Origin of the sequence: Nocardioides rotundus, assembly GCF_019931675.1 — a bacterium.
In the GTDB taxonomy this organism is placed as follows: domain Bacteria; phylum Actinomycetota; class Actinomycetes; order Propionibacteriales; family Nocardioidaceae; genus Nocardioides; species Nocardioides rotundus.
Genome location: NZ_CP082922.1, coordinates 2,097,888 through 2,116,985, shown reverse-complemented (window position 1 = coordinate 2,116,985; position 19,098 = coordinate 2,097,888). Strand labels below are relative to the sequence as shown.

The 19,098-nt window shown below is 72.6% G+C and carries 13 protein-coding genes; 8 read left to right on the top strand and 5 right to left on the bottom strand.

Going from position 1 to position 19,098, the window contains the following annotated elements:
- Positions 1-9: 9 nt before the first annotated feature.
- Positions 10-765, top strand: coding sequence for a class I SAM-dependent methyltransferase (locus K8W59_RS10520; protein ID WP_223393584.1), 756 nt, complete (start codon positions 10-12; stop codon positions 763-765).
- A complete protein-coding gene (locus K8W59_RS20175; protein ID WP_263283231.1) occupies positions 762-4,910 on the top strand; it encodes a DUF3367 domain-containing protein in 4,149 nt (1,382 codons plus the stop codon). The genes K8W59_RS10520 and K8W59_RS20175 overlap by 4 nt, the downstream gene beginning before the upstream one ends.
- Here the strand turns inward: K8W59_RS20175 and K8W59_RS10510 are convergent.
- Positions 4,802-6,025 carry an acyltransferase family protein gene (locus K8W59_RS10510; RefSeq protein WP_223393582.1) on the bottom strand — a complete coding sequence of 408 codons (1,224 nt, stop codon included), beginning with the start codon at positions 6,023-6,025 and terminating at the stop codon, positions 4,802-4,804. The genes K8W59_RS20175 and K8W59_RS10510 overlap by 109 nt on opposite strands.
- On the bottom strand, positions 6,022-7,839 hold the full coding sequence (locus tag K8W59_RS10505; RefSeq protein ID WP_223393581.1) for a hypothetical protein: 1,818 nt from the start codon (positions 7,837-7,839) through the stop codon (positions 6,022-6,024). The genes K8W59_RS10510 and K8W59_RS10505 overlap by 4 nt, the downstream gene beginning before the upstream one ends.
- Positions 7,840-7,963: 124 nt before the next feature.
- On the opposite strand from K8W59_RS10505, the gene K8W59_RS10500 reads away from it, so the two are divergent.
- Positions 7,964-8,884: a DUF3068 domain-containing protein gene (locus tag K8W59_RS10500; protein ID WP_223393579.1), complete on the top strand. Its 921-nt coding sequence runs from the start codon at positions 7,964-7,966 to the stop codon at positions 8,882-8,884.
- On the opposite strand, the gene K8W59_RS10495 is transcribed toward K8W59_RS10500, so the two are convergent.
- Positions 8,881-9,702: a class I SAM-dependent methyltransferase gene (locus K8W59_RS10495; RefSeq protein WP_223393577.1), complete on the bottom strand. Its 822-nt coding sequence runs from the start codon at positions 9,700-9,702 to the stop codon at positions 8,881-8,883. The two genes, K8W59_RS10500 and K8W59_RS10495, sit on opposite strands and share 4 nt — an antisense overlap.
- A gap of 50 nt (positions 9,703-9,752) precedes the next feature.
- Between K8W59_RS10495 and K8W59_RS10490 the strand changes: the two genes are divergently transcribed.
- The 5 genes from K8W59_RS10490 to K8W59_RS10470 all read left to right on the top strand — a co-directional run bounded on the left by K8W59_RS10490 (position 9,753) and on the right by K8W59_RS10470 (position 15,353).
- Positions 9,753-10,496, top strand: a complete 744-nt coding sequence (locus tag K8W59_RS10490; protein WP_223393567.1) for an SGNH/GDSL hydrolase family protein — start codon at positions 9,753-9,755, stop codon at positions 10,494-10,496.
- 68 nt (positions 10,497-10,564) lie between these two features.
- Entirely contained in the window at positions 10,565-11,461 is an 897-nt protein-coding gene (locus K8W59_RS10485; RefSeq protein ID WP_223393565.1) for a phosphotransferase family protein, read from the top strand.
- Positions 11,462-11,645: 184 nt separating this feature from the next.
- The gene (rpsA, locus tag K8W59_RS10480) at positions 11,646-13,145 is read left to right on the top strand and encodes a 30S ribosomal protein S1 (protein WP_223393563.1); all 1,500 of its coding nucleotides are present in this window, start codon (positions 11,646-11,648) and stop codon (positions 13,143-13,145) included.
- 349 nt (positions 13,146-13,494) lie between these two features.
- Entirely contained in the window at positions 13,495-14,091 is a 597-nt protein-coding gene (gene coaE, locus K8W59_RS10475) for a dephospho-CoA kinase (protein ID WP_223393561.1), read from the top strand.
- On the top strand, positions 14,088-15,353 hold the full coding sequence (locus K8W59_RS10470; protein WP_223393559.1) for a glycoside hydrolase family 3 protein: 1,266 nt from the start codon (positions 14,088-14,090) through the stop codon (positions 15,351-15,353). The genes coaE and K8W59_RS10470 overlap by 4 nt, the downstream gene beginning before the upstream one ends.
- 191 nt (positions 15,354-15,544) lie before the next feature.
- Here the strand turns inward: K8W59_RS10470 and K8W59_RS10465 are convergent, their stop codons facing one another.
- Positions 15,545-16,507, bottom strand: coding sequence for a sigma-70 family RNA polymerase sigma factor (locus K8W59_RS10465; protein WP_223393557.1), 963 nt, complete (start codon positions 16,505-16,507; stop codon positions 15,545-15,547).
- A gap of 159 nt (positions 16,508-16,666) precedes the next feature.
- Positions 16,667-18,868, bottom strand: a complete 2,202-nt coding sequence (locus tag K8W59_RS10460) for a S9 family peptidase (protein ID WP_223393555.1) — start codon at positions 18,866-18,868, stop codon at positions 16,667-16,669.
- Between the last annotated feature and the right edge of the window lie 230 nt (positions 18,869-19,098).

Genomic DNA, 19,098 nt, shown 5'->3' with positions numbered 1-19,098 from the left:
TTCCGGCACGTGTCGTCCCGCCGTCCCGCCGTAGGCTCCCGGCGCTGGAGGCCCTCGCTGCGCCGCTCCGTGCGGCTGCTCAACGAGTTCCGCTACGAGCAGCCCGACCCGGCGCGCTTCTACACCGCGATCGCGGAGGACTCCGTCGGCCAGCTGGGGCAATACGTCGACCTCGAGGGCGCCACGATGCTCGACGTGGGCGGCGGGCCGGGCTACTTCCGGGACGCGTTCGAGGGCGCCGGGGCCACGTACTGGGCACTGGACGCGGACGTCGGCGAGCTCGCCGGCACGGGCGAGATCGACCGGCGGACGGTGATCGGGAGCGGGCTGGAGCTGCCGTTCCGCGACGACGCGTTCGACGTGTGCTACTCCTCCAACGTGCTCGAGCACGTCCCGGACCCGTGGCGGATGGCCGAGGAGATGCTGCGGGTGACCAGGCCCGGGGGCGTCGCCTTCCTCAGCTACACCGTGTGGTTCGGCCCCTGGGGCGGCCACGAGACGGCGCCGTGGCACTACCTCGGTGGGCGCTACGCGCGCCGCCGCTACCTGCGCCAGCACGGACACGAGCCGAAGAACCGCTTCGGCGAGTCCCTCTACGCCGTCACGGTGCGCGACGGGCTGCGCTGGGCGAGCGCCCAGCAGCAGGCCGAGGTGCTCGCCCTCGTCGCGCGCTACAACCCCCGCTGGACCCAGTGGCTGCTCCGCGTGCCGCTGGTGCGAGAGGTGGTGACGTGGAACCTCGTGCTGGTGCTGCGCAAGCGGTGAGCGCCGCCCAGGAGGACGCCCCACCTCCGAGGATCTCCCGGATCCGCCTGCTCGCGGCCGCGACGCTGCTCGCCGGCCTCGCGTTCGTCCAGGACCCGGGCTACCTGATCGCCGACACCAAGCTGGACCTCGTGGTCGACCCCGGCGGCTTCCTCGCCCGGGCCGCCCACCTGTGGGACTCCCAAGGCTTCTTCGGTCAACTGCAGAACCAGGCCTACGGCTATGCCTGGCCGATGGGGCCGTTCTTCTGGCTCGGGGACCTCGTCGGCCTCGAGGGCTGGGTGATCCAGCGACTCTGGTTGTCCGTGGTGCTGGTCGTCGCCTTCGTCGGAGCGGCGAGGGTCACCCGCGAGCTGGGGGTGCGACGCGACCTGGCCTGCCTCCTCGCCGGCTTCGCCTTCGCCCTCTCCCCGCGTGTGGTCAGCATCCTCGGGGGGATCTCGATCGAGGTCTGGCCCAGCGCCCTGGCCCCCTGGGTGCTGCTGCCGCTGGTGATCGGCGCGCGCCGCGGGTCGCCGCGCCGGGCCGCCGCACTCTCGGCGCTGGCCGTCGGCATGGTCGGCGGCGTGAACGCGGCCGCGACCGCCGCCGTACTCCCGCTCGGGGTGATCTGGCTGCTCACCCGCAGCCCCGGAGCGCGCCGCCGCTCGATGATGCTGTGGTGGCCGGTGTTCACGTTCCTGGCGACCTGCTGGTGGCTGGTGCCGCTGTTCGCGATGGGTGCCTACAGCCCGCCGTTCCTGGACTTCATCGAGTCTGCCGCGATCACCACCTTCCCCGACACGCTGGCGAGCGCGCTGCGAGGCACGTCGGCCTGGATCCCGTACGTCGAGCCAGGCTGGCGCGCCGGCAACGACCTGTTGCGCCTGTTCGTGATGCCGCTCAACGCCGCGATCCTGCTGCTGCTCGGTGTCGTCGGCGTCTCGCTGCGCAGCAACCCCCACCGGTTCTTCCTCGCCGCGAGCCTGGCGACCGGGCTGCTCCTGGTCACCTTCGGCTACACCGGGCCGGTGCAGGGCTGGTGGGCGGCCGACGCGCAGGCCCTGCTGGACGGCGTGCTGGCGCCCTTGCGCAACGTGCACAAGTTCGACCCCGTGATCCGGCTGCCCTTGGCGGTCGGCCTCGCCTGGACGGTGCAACGAGCGCTGGACGCACGCTCCGGACCCGTCCCGGCCGCAGAGCCGGGGGTGCCGGGCTGGCTCAACGTCTTCGGCTGGCGCGCACCGGCCGTGGTCGTGACCGGGCTCGCGGTGCTGGCCGTCGGGGTGGGAAGCCTGCCGGTGCTCCAGAGTCGACTGGCACCGGAGCGTCCCGCGCTCGGCATCCCGGGCTACTGGCAGTCCGCGGCTCGCTGGCTGGACCGGAACGCCGACGACGGTACGGCGCTGCTCGCTCCCGGGTCAGGCTTCGGCACCTATACCTGGGGGAGCACGGGCGACGAGCCGCTCCAAGCGCTCGCGGAGTCGCGGTGGGCGGTGCGCAACGCGATCCCGCTGGCACCGCCCGGCACGATCCGGATGCTCGACGCCGTCGAGGAGCGGTTCGCCTCGGGCCGGGGCTCCAGCGGACTGGCGCCGTACCTGCGCCGGGCCGGGGTCACGCACCTGGTGGTGCGCAACGACCTGGAGCGCGACAGCGACATCCCGGACCCGGTGCTGGTCCATCAGACGCTCCGCGAGAGCCCGGGCATCCGGCGGGTCGCCTCCTTCGGCCCGGCTGTCGGGGGAGGCCCGATCCTGGGCGACGCGGAGCGGCGCGTGGTGGTCAACGGCGGCTGGCAGACGACCTACCCGGCGGTGGAGATCTTCGCCGTCGGCTCCGGTCCCGCCACCGGCACCTCCTCCGCCTCGCCGCCCACGGTGGTGGGCGGGCCCGAGGACCTGCTGGATCTCTCCGACCTCGGTGTGCTGGGCCGGGAGCCGACCACCCTGGCGGTCGACACGCCGACCGACCGGGCGCTGCCCGGGGAGCTCGTGCTCACCGACGGCCTGCAGGCGCGGGAGCGCTCCTTCGGCCGGATCCACGACAGCGCGTCCGCGGTCCTCACGGACGACGCTCCGCGGCGGAGCCAGAACCCCACCCGGGACTACCGGCTCGAGGACGACGGCGACCGCTGGTCGACGACCGCGCGGCTGTCCGGGGTGCGCGCGGTGCGCGCGTCGTCGTCGGCCTCGGATGCGGGCAACGCCGGCGGGACGCAGCCGGGTGCTCGGCCGCAGGCGGCGATGGACCGGCGACCCTTCACCTCCTGGCGCAGCGGCGCGGGCAAGGAGGGTCGCGCCTGGTGGCAGGTGGACCTGGAGGAGCCCGCCGGGCCGATGACCGTCACCGTGACCGGCGGCCCGCTGGCGTCGGAGGTGCAGCGGGTCCGGGTCATCACCGAGGCCGGGGCCTCGTCCCCGGTCAGGCTGGGTCCGGGGGTCACCGAGGACGTGGGGGTGAGGGGTCCGACCCGGTGGGTGAGAGTGCAGGACGCGTCGCTGACGACCGGCGAGCAACTCGACCTGGCCGAGGTCGTCGTACCCGGCGTGCTGGCCCGGCGCGACCTGGTGACGCCGCGGATCCCCGCCGCCTGGGGCAACCCCGGCCTGATCGTGCTGCGCCGGCTGGCCGGGGCCGCGCCGAGGTGCGTGACGGTGGACGGCGACGTGCGGTGCAACCAGCGCCAGTCGCCGACCCCGGCCGAGGAGCCGGGTGCTTTGCGCCGGGTCGTGACGCTGCCGGAGGCGGGGGAGTTCCGCGCGCAGATCACGGTCAGCGCCAACCCGCGCCGCGCTGCGGAGGTCGTGCAGCAGGGCCGGCTGGCGCAGGCGAGGGGGTCCTCCCAGGCGTTCCCCGACGTCCGGACCTCCGGCTACGCCGCCGTGGACGGCGACTCCGCGACGACCTGGACCGCGGCGGTCGACGACACCTTGCCGACCCTGGAGCTGAACTGGGTGGGGATGCAGACGATCCGCGGGCTGAGGCTCGGGGTCAACCGGTCTGCCGCGGTGCGCACCCCCACGCGGCTGCGCGTCAGCTGGCCGACCGGGTCCGGGCGCACCAGATCCCGGCAGGTGCAGGTGGACGACCGGGGAGGAGCGACGTTCCCCGCGGTGCGCACCGACCGGCTGTCGATCACCGTGCTGGACGCCGAGGACGTGGCCGACCTCGGATTCGACTCCGTGCCGCGCCCCGCGCCCGTGGGCATCACCGAGCTGACCCTGCAAGGCAGCGACGTCTACCCGTCCTTCGCCTCGGAGGACCCCGTGACGCTGCCGTGCGGCCGTGGGCCGACCGTGGTCGTGAACGGCGAGGCTCAGCGCACCCGGGTCGAGACGAGTACGGCGGCCATCATGCGCGGCGACCAGGCGCGCGCCTCGCTCTGCGGGAGGTCGGCGATCGATCTGCGTGCGGGGGAGAACACGATCCGGGCCACCGGGGGCCGTGCCTTCCTGGCCGACTCGCTGGTGCTCGGCAGCCCGCGACTGGCCGGCTTCGCGGCTGTGGACGTGCGCGACGACGGGCCGGTCGATGTGTCGTTCTCGGTCGAGGAGGAGGGCCGGAGCCTGGCCGGGATGCTCTTCAGCGCCAACCCGGGCTGGCAGGCCCGCCAGGACGGTCGTGGGCTGCGCGCCCAGGTCGTCGACGGATGGCGACAGGGTTGGTGGGTCGAGGACGGTCGGGTGACGGCGACGTTCGCCCCTGACCGGGTCTATCGGGCCGGGCTGGTCGCGGGCGGCCTGCTGGCGCTGGTCCTGCTCGGCCTGGTGGTGATGGGCCGCCGGTGGACCGACCGCGGCCCGGCCCTGGAGGAGCGGCGGGCCTCCGTGGCGATCATGGAGGTGGTCGCCGTCCTGGTCGCCGGGCTGCTCGCAGGCTGGACCGGCGCCGGCGTCGCGGTGGCCACGTTGGTGGCCGTGTGGTCGCTCCCCGGGCGCGCCCGGCCGCTCGTGCCATGGCTGTTGGGCGGCTGCGTCTTCGTCGCGACCCTGGCCTACGCCGTACGCCCGTGGGGGAGCTCGGCGGGGTGGGCCGGCGACCTCGCGTGGCCCGACTACCTGGTGCTGGTGTCGCTGGTCGGGGTGCTGGTGCTCGCCGGTGCCGGCGACCGGCGGCTGCCGAGGTTGCGCCAGCGCATCGCCGGGCGCTCCACCAGGCGGTAGAGCAGCTCGGAGGCGGCCAGGCTGAGCACCAGGGTCATCGCCCAGATCTGCAGGCCCCGCCCCTCGAAGAGCTCCCACCCGGTGCTCCACATGACGAAGTGCAGCACCGGCAGATGGATGCAGAACAGCGAGTAGGAGATCAGGCCGACGTGCCGGGCCACCGGGTTCGCCATCGCCCGCGAGTACGGCGTGTCCCGCGGCCCCAGCACGGAGGGCAGCACCACGAGCAGGGCGATGACGGCATAGAGGACGTTCTTGGTCAGGGACTGCGCCGGCGTCGGGGCGGCCAGCAGGGCCGGACCGGCCACGGGGGTGGCGCTGACGAGCAACAGCCCGAGTGCGGCCGTCCACAGCGCGCCGGGGCGGGCGGCCACCCGCTCGGCGAGTGCATGCACGCGTCGACCGACATCGCTCAGGCGTCCACTGACCTCGGCCGTGTGCAGCCAGGAGAGGCCCACCCCGACCGCGAACCACAGGAGGTAGCCGGGGAGCCACTGGAGCGGCATCGCGTCGATCGCGTCGTCGATCGCGTAGGCAGCACCCAGCCACCAGACCGCGGTGACCGTGAGCGTCACCACCAGGCCCAGCGCCACGCGCCGGGGCCTCCAGCTCGGGGCTCGGCCGACGAGCGCCAGCATCACCGCGGGGAGGACGAGGTAGAACGCCACCTCGACGCTGAGGCTCCACATCTGGGTGAGGCCGGCGGGCAGACTGGTGGCCGTGTAGACGTCGGCGAGCAGCAGCGTCGAGACCAGTTGCCCCACGGAGCGGCCGGCGTTCCCGGCGAGGAAGGCGTAGCAGATCGCCACGGTGATGACGTAGACCGGGAAGATCCGCAGGAAGCGCTTCCAGAGGTAGCGGCCGGTGCCGGGTCGTCGGGAGTCGTGCGCCGCTGCGAGCCACCAGGACCTCGACAGCAGGAACCCGGAGAGCACGAAGAAGATCGCCACCCCGACGTCGAGGCGGGACATCACCGTCCCGAGCCAGCCGTACCGGGTGTAGTCGCCGGCCCAGAAGGCGGTATGGGTGGTGAGGACACACAGCGCCCCGACGGCGCGCAGGGTGTCGAGTCCGGGGAACGCGAGGTGCTTGAGCTCCTCGGCCGTCGGCCTCATAGCGGCTCCCAGGGCTGGAGGTCCCCGATCAGGACCTGGTCGACACACATGATGGTCGATCCCTCGGTCCGCAGGGAGATCCGTCCCGGGTCTCCCTCGCCCTGGACGAACAGCCGGTGCGGCCCGCGGAGGACGCGATAGGTGTCCGTGCGTCCCGACAGGGTCAGCTCGACCTCCCCGTCGCGATCGGCCAGGTAGCGGATCTCGGCCCACCAGAGGGGCGGCGCATCGCCGTCCAGTTCGATGGTCTGCGTGCTGCCGCTGTCGACCCGGTACCCGCAGCCGGGTGCCGACCCGGGGGTGGAGCTGGCCGAGGCCGCGACGGCGGCCTGGCGTGCCGTACCCGCTTCGTCCAGCACCAACAGGTCGTTGCCGGCATCGGCGGCTCGGAAGCCCGGCACCGTGCTGAGCAGCCGACTCGGGAGGTTCGCCGGGGCGCTGATGACGGGCACGACACTGGGCGGCACCGGGACGTCGGCCACCACCAGGCGCGCCCCGCGGGTCTGGTCGGCGACCGCGGTGACGAACTGCCGCGTCGGATAGTCCGCGTGCCACAGCCCGACGTAGCGAGTCGTGGACACCGCTGCGCTCGCGACCAGCCCGACCACCACGACCGCGGCGGCCAGCTCGCGCCGACGGTCGGGGCGCGGCGTGGACGCCGCCGGTGGGGCGGGCTCCTCGGAGCGGGGGGCCATCATGGCCAGTCCGAGGCACAGACAGAGCACCGGCGCAGCGTCGGCGAGGTAGCGCAGCTCCAGGCCGGCGCCGCCACCGAGATAGACGGCTCGCGCCCGCGCGACCAGCACGAAGTTGACCGCCAGGTAGGCCAGCGCCACCAGGATGGGCGCCGCCCGGGCGACTCGCCGCCGGATGGCGAGAGCCAGCGCGAGGACCAGCACTCCGAAGAGGATGCCCCCGACCCAGGCCGGGGTGGCGACCCGGCCCAGCGGGGGGTTGTCCGGGGTCCAGCTCCACGGTCCGCCGACGAGCGTCGTCGGCAGCGCGGTGACGAACATGGTGCGGAAGAGCGCGCCGTAGTCGATCGGTGAACCAGAGCTCAACGGGGTCGGGACCCGGGAGGTGTAGTAGGCGAGGTAGGCGACCGCGACGACCAGCAGAACCACGACCGCGGGCAACCGGGACCTCGCCCGGCCGAGGACACCGCCGGCCCGGGCGTCCCCGTCCTCGCGAGGCCACAGCACCGCCACCGCGACCAGGACACCGATGACGAGGAGGGTCTTGACGTAGCACAGCAGCCCGATCGTGACGGTCGCCGCCAGGCCGAGCAGCGACCCCCGTCCACGCCGCCGCAGCCAGGTCACCAGCAGCAGGACGGAGAGGAACGTGACGGCCTGCATCGGCAGCTGGTTGAGGGCCGAGGCCCACCACATATACCCGCTGATGGTCATCGGCGTGAACAGGTAGAAGGCCAGCGGGACGAGGATGAGCCACCGGGCGCCGAAGAGCGTGACGAGCATCGCCAGCGCGGCCAGGCCGGCCAGCAGCTGGAGCGCGACCATCTGGGTGGCGGCCGGCCACCACGCCAGTGGTGCCGCCTCGCTGACCAGCCACGCGGCCAGCCGGCCTCCTGGCATGAACTGGCTGTCGTGCGGTGAGAGCAGGTAGCGCCAGGTGAGATCCGAGCGGTGGGCCGCCTCGACCAGCTCGAAGTCGTCGCCGTAGAACCAGCCGCCCGCGGCGGCCCAGCCCCGGTAGACCGCCTGCAGCAGCACCAGGCCGAGGCCGACGGCGACGACGGGATGCTGCAGCCGCACACGTGCGCGGGCGATCCACGCCGAGCCCCGTCCCACCACGCGCAGGACTATCTCACGGTGAGCTCCGCCGTACGCCCCTGTCAAACGCCGGTCCCCGAAATTGCAACCGACCAGTAACCAACGCTGCTACTGTTCGCGGCGACGACTCTGGGAGGGGTACTTCGTGCGCAAGTTGCTGGGCTGGGTGCTGGTCGGCGTGGGAGCGTTCCTGCTCGTGGTGGGCCTGCTCGCCACGACCTGGGCGCCGGATCAGACGCAGAAGACCCCGCTGGACGTGAACAGCCAGACCTACCTCACCGGCACGGCCCAGAAGATCAACCCCGACACCGGTGAGCTCGACGACCTGGACGTGAAGATCCTCAGCGACACCAAGGTCGACTCCGAGCGCTCCACCGACGACGTGGCGCTGTTCGTGAACACCACCTGCGTCACCGAGGACGCCCCCGACACCCCCGACTGCATCGGCGACAAGAACGACCCGCGTCTGATCAACAACTCCGTCGACGTCTTCGCCACCGACCGGGTGACGGCGCTCGCGGTCAACGACCAGCGCTTCGAGGAGCGCGGGGCCACCACGCACGAGGGCCTGGTGAACAAGTGGCCCTTCGACACCCAGCGCAAGACCTACCCCTACTGGGACGGCATGCTCAACCGGGCGGTCGACGTCACGTTCGAGGGCGTCGAGCGGATCGACGGCCTGGAGACCTACAAGTTCCGTGAGGTCGTCGACGAGGAGCCGGCCGAGGTCGCCACCGACATCGACGGCCTCTACAGCCAGGACAAGACGATCTGGGTCGAGCCGAAGACCGGCTCGATCATCAAGCAGCAGCAGTCCGAGACGCGCACCACCGAGGACGGCGAGACGCTCTTCCAGATCGACGCCGTCTTCACCGACGAGACGATCGCCAAGAACGTCGCGGACGCCAAGGACAACGTGGGCTCGCTGAACCTTCTCGGGAGCACGGTTCCCCTGATCGGCTTCATCGGCGGGCCGATCCTGCTCATCGTGGGGCTCATCCTGGCCCTCGGCGGTCGCCGCCGCGGGACCCGCGTGGCCTCCAAGCGCGAGCCGGCCCGGGTCTAGTCGGCGAGGTTCGCCCCGAAGATCGCTGTCCCCGGTGTCAGCCGGCCGCGCAGGCCGGACCAGCCGCCCCAGACCCGGTCGTGCCCCTCGGGCCACTCCGGCTCGAGCAGGTCGGTGATCCGGAACCCGGCGCCCGCGAGCAGGGCGACCCAGTCGCCCAGCGTCCGGTGGTGCTCGACGTAGGACACCCGCCCGGAGGCGTCGTCGGTCTCGACGTACGGCGTCCGGTCCCAGTAGGACTGCGACGCGGTCAGCCCCGGCTCGCCCGGGTCGTCGGGGAAGGACCAGCGCGTGGGGTGGGTGATGGAGAAGGCGAAGCGGCCGCCGGGCCGCAGCACCCGGGCCACCTCGGCGACCGCGATGTCGATCTCGCTGATGAACTGCAGCGCGCCGAAGGCGGAGAAGACGATGTCAAAGGACCCGTCGGCGAAGGGGAGTGCGGTCGCGGTCCCGAGCAGGCAGGGTACGGCGACCCCGGTGCCGTCGTCGATCCGTCGCGAGTGCTGCAGCTGCCGCATCGAGAGGTCCAGCCCGAAGCCCCGACCGCCGTGGGTGCGGACCCAGCGGGAGCACTGGCCCGCCCCGCTCCCGACCTCGAGCACGTCGCGCCCCTCGACCGGTCCGAGGACCCCGGCCTCCTCCTCGGTCAGCCCCTCCGGGCCCCAGACGAACCCGGCGTCGCCCAGGAAGGTGCCGTGCGTGGCCTGGTACTCGTCGGCGTAACGGTCCCAGTCCGGCCCGTTGGCCCGCCGCGACTCCGCCTCGCCGACCGCGCGGCGCTCGACATGGACCGTCTGCGGCAGATGGTGCTGCTCCACGACCGCAGGCTACTGCGGGTCGCGGTCGGAGGGTGCGCGAGGATGAGCCGATGGACGTCTCCCGCCGCCGGCGCCGCCGCGTCGCCGTGCTGGCGGGTGTGCTCCTGGCGGCCTCCGCGCTGGCGGGGTGCGAGAAGGACGGGACGGGCGACGGCGTGCGGATCATGCTGGTCGGCGACTCGATCACCCAGGGCCGGGTGGGGGACTGGACCTGGCGCTACCGGCTCGCCCGCACGCTGGAGGATCAGGGCGTCTCCTTCGACCTCGTCGGACCCGAGGACGGGGTGTACGACGAGCGGACCGGCGACGTCGGCGCCGACGGCTACCGGGACCCCGACTTCGACACCGATCACGCCGCCCGCTGGGGAGCGACGTACGCCGACCTCGGGCCGGACATCGCCGACCAGGTGGAGGACGAGCGCGCCCAGATCGTGGTGAACGCCCTCGGCACCAACGACCTGCTGCGCGACGGCCGGTCGCCCGCGCAGGTGGCCCGGTCCGCCGAGACGCTGGTCGCCAACGCCCGGTCGGTCGACGCCCGGGTCGACGTGGTGCTCGTGCACATCCCTGGCCGCACCCGTGACGCGGAGGACCTCAACGCACGGCTGGACGCGCTGGCCGATCGGCTGGACCGGCCCGACAGCCGGGTGGTGACGGGGACGGTGCCCGGCGGGTACCTGACCGACGAGGACCTCTACGACGGGCTGCACCCCGACGCGTCGGGGGAGCGCAAGATCGCTCGTGGCGTGGCGAGAGCGTTGGCAGAGGTCGGGGTCGGAGCCTCCGGCGGTTGAGTGTGCGGCCCCGTGGCGAGTACGACGCGTTGCGCACTCGACCTGGCGGGGGAGGGAGGATGGGGACCATGACCGACCTCTCCGCGCTCGAGCCGCTGCCCGGCGGCTGGTCGGGTCGCACGTTCCTCGCCGGGGCCGGCGAGCACCGCAGCGTGGTCCGGATCTACCCGCCGGACCACCCGATCCAGGCGCCGCTGGTGCAGGCGGCGCTGCTCGAGCTGGTCCGGGACCTGCTGCCGGTGCCGCGGGTGCTGGAGGTGCGCCGGGCCGATCCGGCCACCGACCAGCCCGGCCTGCTGGTGACCGAGGTGCTCCCCGGCGAGCGCGGCGACCTCGTGGTGCCGCAGCTGGACGAGGAGGGCCTGGCCCGGCTCGGCGCCGACGTCGGACGCCTGGCCGGCACCCTGGGCGGCATGCCGACCGTCCGGCCGGGGCTCTTCGACGACACCGACCTGCGGATCGTCCCGTTCGCGCTCGCCGACGACCTCGAGGCCTGGGTCGAGCAGCACGAGTGGGCCTTCGCGGAGTGGAGCGCCGGTGAGCGGGACGGGCTGCGCGAGGTCGCGGCGCGGGCTCAGGACCTGCTGGACGAGGTCGACCGCTCCTGCCTGGTGCACAGCGACCTCAACCCCAAGAACCTGCTGGTCGACCCCGAGACGCTGCAGGTCACCGGTCTGGTCGACTGGGAGTTCGCCCACTCGGGCCACCCGGCCACCGACCTCGGCAACGTGCTGCGCTTCGAGCGGGAGCCGGCGTACGTCGACGCGGTGCTGACCGCCTATACGGCCCTGCGCGGTGACGACCGCGACGCCCTCCTGGACCGCGCGCGGGCAGCGGACCTGTGGGCGCTGGTCGACCTGGCGGCGCGGGCGGGTCAGAACCCGGTCACCGACCGGGCCGCCGTACTCTTGAGGTCGATCGTCGGGGAGCGGGACCTGCACGCGGGCCTGGTTGGACTCCTGTGACGCCGCCCGCGTACCATTGACTACTGCGTCAGAGGTCTGCCCGGGTTCCAGACGGAGTGGACTCCACGGCTCGCCGCCGACCAGCGCCGGACCCTCATCGGGACGGGCGCGAGATCCCCGGCAGCGAAACGGGCTTCTGCGTGTGTCCGCACGATCCCATCCATCCAAGGAACCCGATTCCCCTATGACGAGCAGCAGCACCATCCTCCCGGACTACGACGCGCCCCAGGTGGCGGTCAACGACATCGGTTCGGAAGAGGACTTCCTCGCCGCGATCGACAAGACGATCAAGTACTTCAACGACGGCGACATCGTGGCCGGCACCATCGTGAAGGTCGACCGGGACGAGGTCCTGCTCGACATCGGCTACAAGACCGAGGGGGTCATCCCCTCCCGCGAACTCTCGATCAAGCACGACGTCGACCCCAACGAGGTCGTCTCCGTCGGTGACGAGGTCGAGGCCCTGGTTCTCCAGAAGGAGGACAAGGAGGGCCGGCTGATCCTGTCCAAGAAGCGCGCCCAGTACGAGCGCGCCTGGGGCACCATCGAGCAGGTCAAGGAGGAGGACGGCGTCGTCGAGGGCACCGTCATCGAGGTCGTCAAGGGCGGCCTGATCATCGACATCGGCCTGCGCGGCTTCCTGCCGGCCTCGCTGGTGGAGATGCGTCGCGTGCGCGACCTGCAGCCCTACGTCGGCCAGACCCTCGAGGCGAAGATCATCGAGCTGGACAAGAACCGCAACAACGTGGTCCTGTCCCGCCGCGCCTGGCTGGAGCAGACCCAGTCCGAGGTGCGCCACGGCTTCCTCACCCAGCTGCAGAAGGGCCAGATCCGCAAGGGCGTCGTGTCCAGCATCGTCAACTTCGGTGCGTTCGTGGACCTCGGCGGCGTCGACGGTCTGGTGCACGTCTCCGAGCTGTCCTGGAAGCACATCGACCACCCGAGCGAGGTCGTCACCGTCGGTGACGAGGTCACCGTCGAGGTGCTCGACGTCGACATGGAGCGCGAGCGGGTCTCGCTGTCGCTCAAGGCGACGCAGGAGGACCCCTGGCAGCACTTCGCCCGCACCCACCAGATCGGCCAGATCGTGCCGGGCAAGGTCACCAAGCTGGTGCCCTTCGGCTCGTTCGTCCGGGTCGAGGAGGGCATCGAGGGCCTGGTGCACATCTCCGAGCTGGCCGAGCGCCACGTGGAGATCCCGGAGCAGGTCGTCCAGGTCAACGACGACGTCATGGTCAAGATCATCGACATCGACCTTGAGCGTCGCCGGATCTCGCTGTCGCTGAAGCAGGCGAACGAGACCGCGACCGCCGCGGACGTCGACGAGTTCGACCCGACCCTCTACGGCATGACCGCCTCCTACGACGACCAGGGGAACTACATCTACCCCGAGGGCTTCGACCCGGAGAGCGGCGAGTGGCTCGAGGGCTACGACGAGCAGCGCGCGACCTGGGAGGAGCAGTACGCCAAGGCGCACGCTCGCTGGGAGGCGCACGTCAAGCAGAAGCAGGAGGCCGCGCAGGCCGAGATCGAGGCCGGCGAGGCGACGTCGTACTCCTCCGGCGGCGGCCAGTCGTCCTCCGGCTCCTCCTCCAGCAGCACCAGCGACTCGGACCAGGGCGGCTCGCTCGCCTCGGACGAGGCGCTGCAGGCGCTGCGGGAGAAGCTCACCGGCGGCAACTGAGCACGTCACTGAGCCCGACGTACGACGGCCCGGTCCCCACCTGGGGGCCGGGCCGTCGGCGTTCGGAGCCGTCCCCGATCCGCACCGCGTCGCAGACGCACGGGCAGAAGTCCTCCCGGCGCCTCGGGCTCACGCTCAGCGCGGTGGGCTCGGACAGGTTGTGCCAGTGCGGCTACGCGCGTGCCGGCTGTGCCGGCTCCGCGGTGCGTCCGGCCGGCTCGCTGATCGGAGGTAGCGCAGCCACGTGCGGTGGCCGGTTGCGGGTGGTCTGGCTACCTCCGGTCGCGGAGTCGCGGGGGACGGGCGTGCCAGGGGCCCGGGCGCACAGGCGGGGCCATACCCTGGAGGTATGACGATCCGCGTCGGCCTCACCGGTGGGGTGGCCTCGGGCAAGAGCACGGTCTCCGCGCTGCTGGACGAGCTCGGCGCGGTGCTGATCGACGCCGACCAGATCGCCCGCGAGGTGGTGGCCAAGGGCACCCCCGGTCTGGAGGCGATCGTCGCGGAGTTCGGGCCGGAGCTGCTCGGCCCCGACGGCGAGCTGGATCGCCCCGCCATGGGTCGCCTGGTCTTCGGCCACGACGACGCCCGCCGCCGGCTGGAGGCGATCGTCCACCCCCTCGTCCGTGCCCGGGCGGCCGAGCTGGAGGCGCAGGCGTCCCCGGACGCCGTCGTCGTGCACGACATCCCGCTGCTCGCCGAGACGGGGCAGGCGGGCGACTTCGACGCCGTACTCGTCGTGGACGCTCCGCGCGAGCTCCAGATCGAGCGGATGACCCGCGACCGCGGTTGGACCGAGGAGGATGCCGTCGCGCGGATCAACGCCCAGGCCACCCGCGAGGACCGCCTCGCGATCGCGACGCACGTGATCGAGAACGCCGGCACCCGCGAGGAGCTCGAGGCGCGGGTCCAGCAGGTGTACGCCGACCTCACGGCGGCCGCATGAGACGCCTGATCGCCGGTGGGCTGCTGGTCGCCACCGCGCTCGCGGGGTGCGGGATGCCGGGGACGAGCGGTGGCGGCGACCGCGCCGGCTCGGAGCCGGCGTCGACATCACCCACGCCCGACCCGGACACGCCCTCCTCCTGGGGGCCGACCCTCGGCGAGATCGACCGGGCCCGCGAGCTCGTGGCGGAGATGACGCCCGAGCAGCTGGCCGGCCAGGTCATCGTGGGCCGGTTCTACGGCACCGACCCCGCCGAGCCAGCCGCTCTGGTGCGCGACCTCAACCTGGCCGGGATCCAGATCACCTCGACCAGCATCGTGGACCGGGAGCAGGTGCTGGCCCTCACCTCCGCCGTGTCCGACGCGAGCGCCGGGCTCGGGCGGGACTATCCCCCCATCATCGGTGTGGACCAGGAGGGCGGCTACGTCTCCCACCTGGACGGGATCGCCACCGAGTTCCCGGCCTTCGAGGCCGCCGGAGCGACCATCGAGGCCCAGCCCGAGCGCGGGCCCGGCATCGTGCAGGAGGCCGCGCGGACGACCGCGTTGGAGCTGCGCCAGCTGGGCTTCACCTGGGTCTTCGCGCCGGTCGCCGACGTGACGGTCGGCGACGCCGACCCGACCATCGGCTCCCGCTCGCCCTCCGACGACGCCGAGGTCGCTGCGACGGCCGTCGAGGCCGCGGTCCAGGGGTACGACGACGCGGGGATCGTCTCCACCACCAAGCACTTCCCGGGCCACGGCTCCGCGCCGGCCGACAGCCACGACCAGCTCCCGGTGGTCAGCCGCAGCCTCGAGGAGCTCGCGGAGATCGACCTGGTGCCGTTCCGCGCCGCGGTGGACGTCTCGGCGCCGGCGGTGATGATGGCGCACCTGGACATCCCCGCGCTGGCACCGGGGGTCCCCTCCAGCCTGGCCCCGGAGACCTACGATCTGCTGCGCGACGACCTCGGCTTCGAGGGCGTGGCCGTCACCGACTCGCTCGGCATGGGCGCGGTCGTCGCGACCGAGAAGCCCGCGGTGACCGCGCTCAAGGCCGGCGCCGACCTGCTGTTGATGCCGGCCGACACCCGCGGCACCCACCGGACCGTCACCGCTGCGATCAGCTCCGGCGAGCTGCCCCGCGAGCGGGTCGAGGAGGCCGCCGCCCGCGTCGTCGCCCTCCAGCTGTGGCAGCAGCGGGTCGCGGGGGAGACCCCGGTCCCCGCCGACATCGCCGAGCAGGCGGCCGCGGCCTCCGCGGCCCTCTCCGCGTCGTACTGACCGGGCGGGCCCAGGGTTCCCCGGTGCACCGGGGAAACGGTCGCTTCCCAGCCGAAATGCAGCCTGGAGAGTGACCGTTTCCCCTGGGAACCTCCGGGCTCTCAGGGGGCCGGGCGCAGCGTCAGCCGGGCGCAGACGCAGCTGCGCCCGGCGGTCACCGAGGGGGTACGGCGGCCGGCCGGGCGCAGAGGTCAGGCGGCGAGGTCCGGGTCGGCGATCCGGCGCAGCTTCTGCAGCGCCTCGCGCTCGAGCTGGCGCACCCGCTCGGCGGAGATGCCGTGCTTGGCGCCGATGTCGGCCAGCTTGTGCTGCCGGCCGTCGACCAGGCCGTAGCGGGAGCGGACGATGTCCGCGGACCGCTCGTCGAGCTCGGAGACCAGCGCGTTGAGCCGGTCCCGGGACTCGTGGTCGAGCACCGACAGGTCGGGGCCCGGCGAGGTCTCCTGGGCCATCAGGTCGCCCAGCGAGGTGTCGCCGTCCTCGTCGACCGGGGTGTCGAGGCTGACGTGCTCACGGCCCCACGCCATCAGGTCCAGCACCCGGTCCAGGTCCATGCCGAGCTCGGTGGCGATCTCCTCCGGCTCCGGCTCCCGACCGAGCTGGCGCTCCAGGCTGCGGCGCGCGCCGCCCACCTGGTTGAGCTCCTCGACCACGTGCACGGGCAGGCGCACCACGCGGGCCTGCTGGGCGATGCCGCGGGTGATCGCCTGGCGCACCCACCAGGTGGCGTAGGTGGAGAACTTGTAGCCCTTGGCGTAGTCGAACTTCTCCACCGCGCGGATCAGACCGGTGTTGCCCTCCTGGATCAGGTCGAGCATCGGCATCTGGGCGCGGCCGTACTTGCGGGCGATCGAGACGACCAGCCGCAGGTTGGCCTGGATGAACTCGTCGACGGCCTTCTGGCCCTCCTCGGCGAGCCACTCCAGCTCCTCCTGGGAGGCCCGGCCGGGCGCTCCGCCCTTGCGGCGGCCGACGCGGCCCTCGGCGAGCAGCTGCTCGGCCAGCAGGCCGGCCTCGATGGTCTTGGCGAGCTCGACCTCGCGGGCGGCGTCCAGCAGGGGGGTACGCGCGATCTCGTCCAGGTACAGGCCCACGCTGTCGCGACCCTCGATCTCGCGGGTCTGGCGGGTCGAGTTCTTGGTTGCGGTTGCCATAGTGGTAACTCCCCCTTCGTCCGGGTGGGCTGGGTGCTCGTGTGCCCACGACTGCTTCAACGTCGTGACCCTGGGGACTGTTCCCACTGGGACCCTTCACCTGTCCCGACGAGCGGCGGAGTCGCAGAGTTGCCTCCGACGGCAACTCTCAGGGACTTCTCAGGACGTCCCCTGACCACTGGGGCGCCCGGCGAGACCGAGCCGGTCCAGGATCCAGGCGAGGGTGAACGCCCGGTCGTGCCAGGACTTGTATCGCCCCGACACCCCGCCGTGCCCGGCCGCCATCTCGGTGCGCAGCGCGAAGTCCCGCTGACCGGTCGCCGTGGCCCGGAGCCGGGCGATCCACTTGGCCGGCTCGACGTAGAGCACCCGGGTGTCGTTCAGCGAGGTCTCGGCCAGGATCGGGGGGTAGTCGACCGCGGCGACGTTGTCGTACGGCGCGTAGGAGGCGATCAGGTCGTAGGCGGCCGCGTCGTGCTCGGGGTCGCCCCACTCGTCGTACTCCGTCACGGTCAGCGGGAGGCTGGAGTCGAGCATCGTGGTGAGGATGTCCACGAACGGTACGCCGGCCACGATGCCGCCGCGGAACAGGTCCGGCGCCAGGTTGGCCACCGCGCCCATCAACAGCCCGCCGGCCGAGCCGCCCTCGGCGACCAGCGTCTCCGGGGTGGTCCAGCCGGTGTCGACCAGGTGCCGGCCGGCCGCGACGAAGTCGGTGAACGTGTTCGGCTTGTGTGCGAGCTTGCCGTCGTCGTACCACCGCCGGCCCATCTCGCCGCCGCCGCGCACGTGGGCGATGGCGAACGCGGCGCCGCGGTCGAGCAGGGAGAGCCGGGCGAGGGAGAACCACGGGTCCATCGAGGCCTCGTAGGCGCCGTACCCGTAGAGGTGCACGGGCACCGGGCCGCCGCCCTCGCGCGCGTCGCGGCGCACGACCAGCGAGATCGGCACCTGCTCGCCGTCGGGAGCGGTGGCCCACAGCCGGTGCTCCTCGTAGTCGTCGGGGTCGAAGTCGCCCAGCACCGGCGTGGAGCGCAGCAGGGTCAGCTCGCGGGTGCGGACGTCGAAGTCGTAGACGCTCGGCGGGACCGACATCGTGGTGTAGCCCAGCCGGACCAGGGGCTGGTCGAAGGTGGGGTTCGAGCCGGTCCCGACGGTGAAGACCTCGTCCTCGAACTCGACCAGGTGGTCATCGGCCACCCCGTTCTCGTCCAGGTCCAGGATCCGCAGCTGGGTCAGGCCGTCGCTGCGCTGGTTGACGACCAGGTGCGTCGCGAAGGCGTCCACGCCCTCCAGCCGCACCGCCGGGTCGTGCGGGATCAGCGGCCGCCAGTCCTCCGGCGCGGTGGGCGCGATCGGGGCGACGCCGATCTCGAAGTCGGGGCCGGTGCGGTTGTGGTGCACCAGGAGCACGTCGTCGCCGCCGATGACCGCGTGCTCGAGGGAGTACTCCAGCCCCTCCTGGCGCGGGGAGAAGCACCACGGCTCCGGGTCGGGCTCGGCGAAGTCGAGGAGGTGGAACTCGGTGGTGGTCTTCGAGCCGGAGACGAGCATCACGAACCGGTCGCTGCGGCTGCGGCCCACGCCGGTGAAGAAGCGCTGGTCCTGCTCGTGGTGGACCAGCTCGTCGTCGGCCTGGGGTGTGCCGAGGCGGTGCCGCCACACCTTGTCCGGCCGCCAGGACTCGTCGACGGTGCTGTAGAAGAACGACCCGCCGTCGGGCGCCCAGGTCACCCCGCCCAGGACGCCGGTCAGCTCGTCGGGGAGCAGCTCGCCGCTCTCCAGGTCCTTGACCCGCACGGTGTAGCGCTCGTCGCCGGTGGTGTCGGTGGAGTAGGCGAGCAGCCGGTCGTCGGGGCTGACCGTCGAGCCGCCCAGGGAGAAGAACTCGTGGCCCTCGGCGAGCTCGTTGAGGTCCAGCAGGACCTGCTCGCCCGGGAGCGCGGGCTGGTCGGGGGCGGAGTCCTCGGCGGGGATGGGGGCGTGCCAGTCGTCGTCGCCGCGGACGGGGACGCGGCAGGAGGCGCCGTACTCCTTGCCCTCGAAGGAGCGCGAGTAGTACCAGTGGCCGCGGACCCGGGTGGGCACCGACAGGTCGGTCTCGCGGGTGCGGTCCTTGACCTCCTCGAAGAGCGTCTGGCGCAGGTCGGCCAGGTGCGCGGTGCGCCCCCGGGTGTGCTCGTTCTCGGCGTCGAGGTAGGCGCGCACGGCCGGGTCGTCCTTGTCCCGCAGCCAGTCGTAGTCGTCGGTGCGGCTGCGGCCGTGGTGCTCGGTGGTCACCGGCCGGCGCTCGGCGACGGGCGGGGCGAGGTCCTCCCGCCCGGTGGCGCGCGCGGTCGAGGTGTCCGAGGAGGTGCTCATGCGGGGAGCGTACGCGGCAGGTCCGCGTCCACAGGCGGGCGGGATTCCTGTGGAGGAGGCGGCCGGTCCTGTGGACGGTGAGGGCCGTTCTGTGGAGGACACGCCGCGTTTCGGAAATTCCCCGGAAATCTCGGCTGAACCCCTTGTGTCCGGTCGGCGCCCTGGCGTAGAAAACTTCTACCGATTCCGGTTCGCCGGAGGCGGGGATCCGAGAGGAAAGACGGTTCACT

Bases quoted from the DNA above. Each gene is read 5' to 3' on its own strand.
- K8W59_RS10465 (WP_223393557.1), bottom strand. From the start codon at position 16,507: ATGGCAACCGCAACCAAGAACTCGACCCGCCAGACCCGCGAGATCGAG.
- K8W59_RS10460 (WP_223393555.1), bottom strand. From the start codon at position 18,868: ATGAGCACCTCCTCGGACACCTCGACCGCGCGCGCCACCGGGCGGGAG.
- K8W59_RS10490 (WP_223393567.1), top strand. From the start codon at position 9,753: ATGGACGTCTCCCGCCGCCGGCGCCGCCGCGTCGCCGTGCTGGCGGGT.
- K8W59_RS10510 (WP_223393582.1), bottom strand. From the start codon at position 6,025: ATGAGGCCGACGGCCGAGGAGCTCAAGCACCTCGCGTTCCCCGGACTC.
- K8W59_RS10485 (WP_223393565.1), top strand. From the start codon at position 10,565: ATGACCGACCTCTCCGCGCTCGAGCCGCTGCCCGGCGGCTGGTCGGGT.
- coaE (WP_223393561.1), top strand. From the start codon at position 13,495: ATGACGATCCGCGTCGGCCTCACCGGTGGGGTGGCCTCGGGCAAGAGC.
- rpsA (WP_223393563.1), top strand. From the start codon at position 11,646: ATGACGAGCAGCAGCACCATCCTCCCGGACTACGACGCGCCCCAGGTG.
- K8W59_RS10470 (WP_223393559.1), top strand. From the start codon at position 14,088: ATGAGACGCCTGATCGCCGGTGGGCTGCTGGTCGCCACCGCGCTCGCG.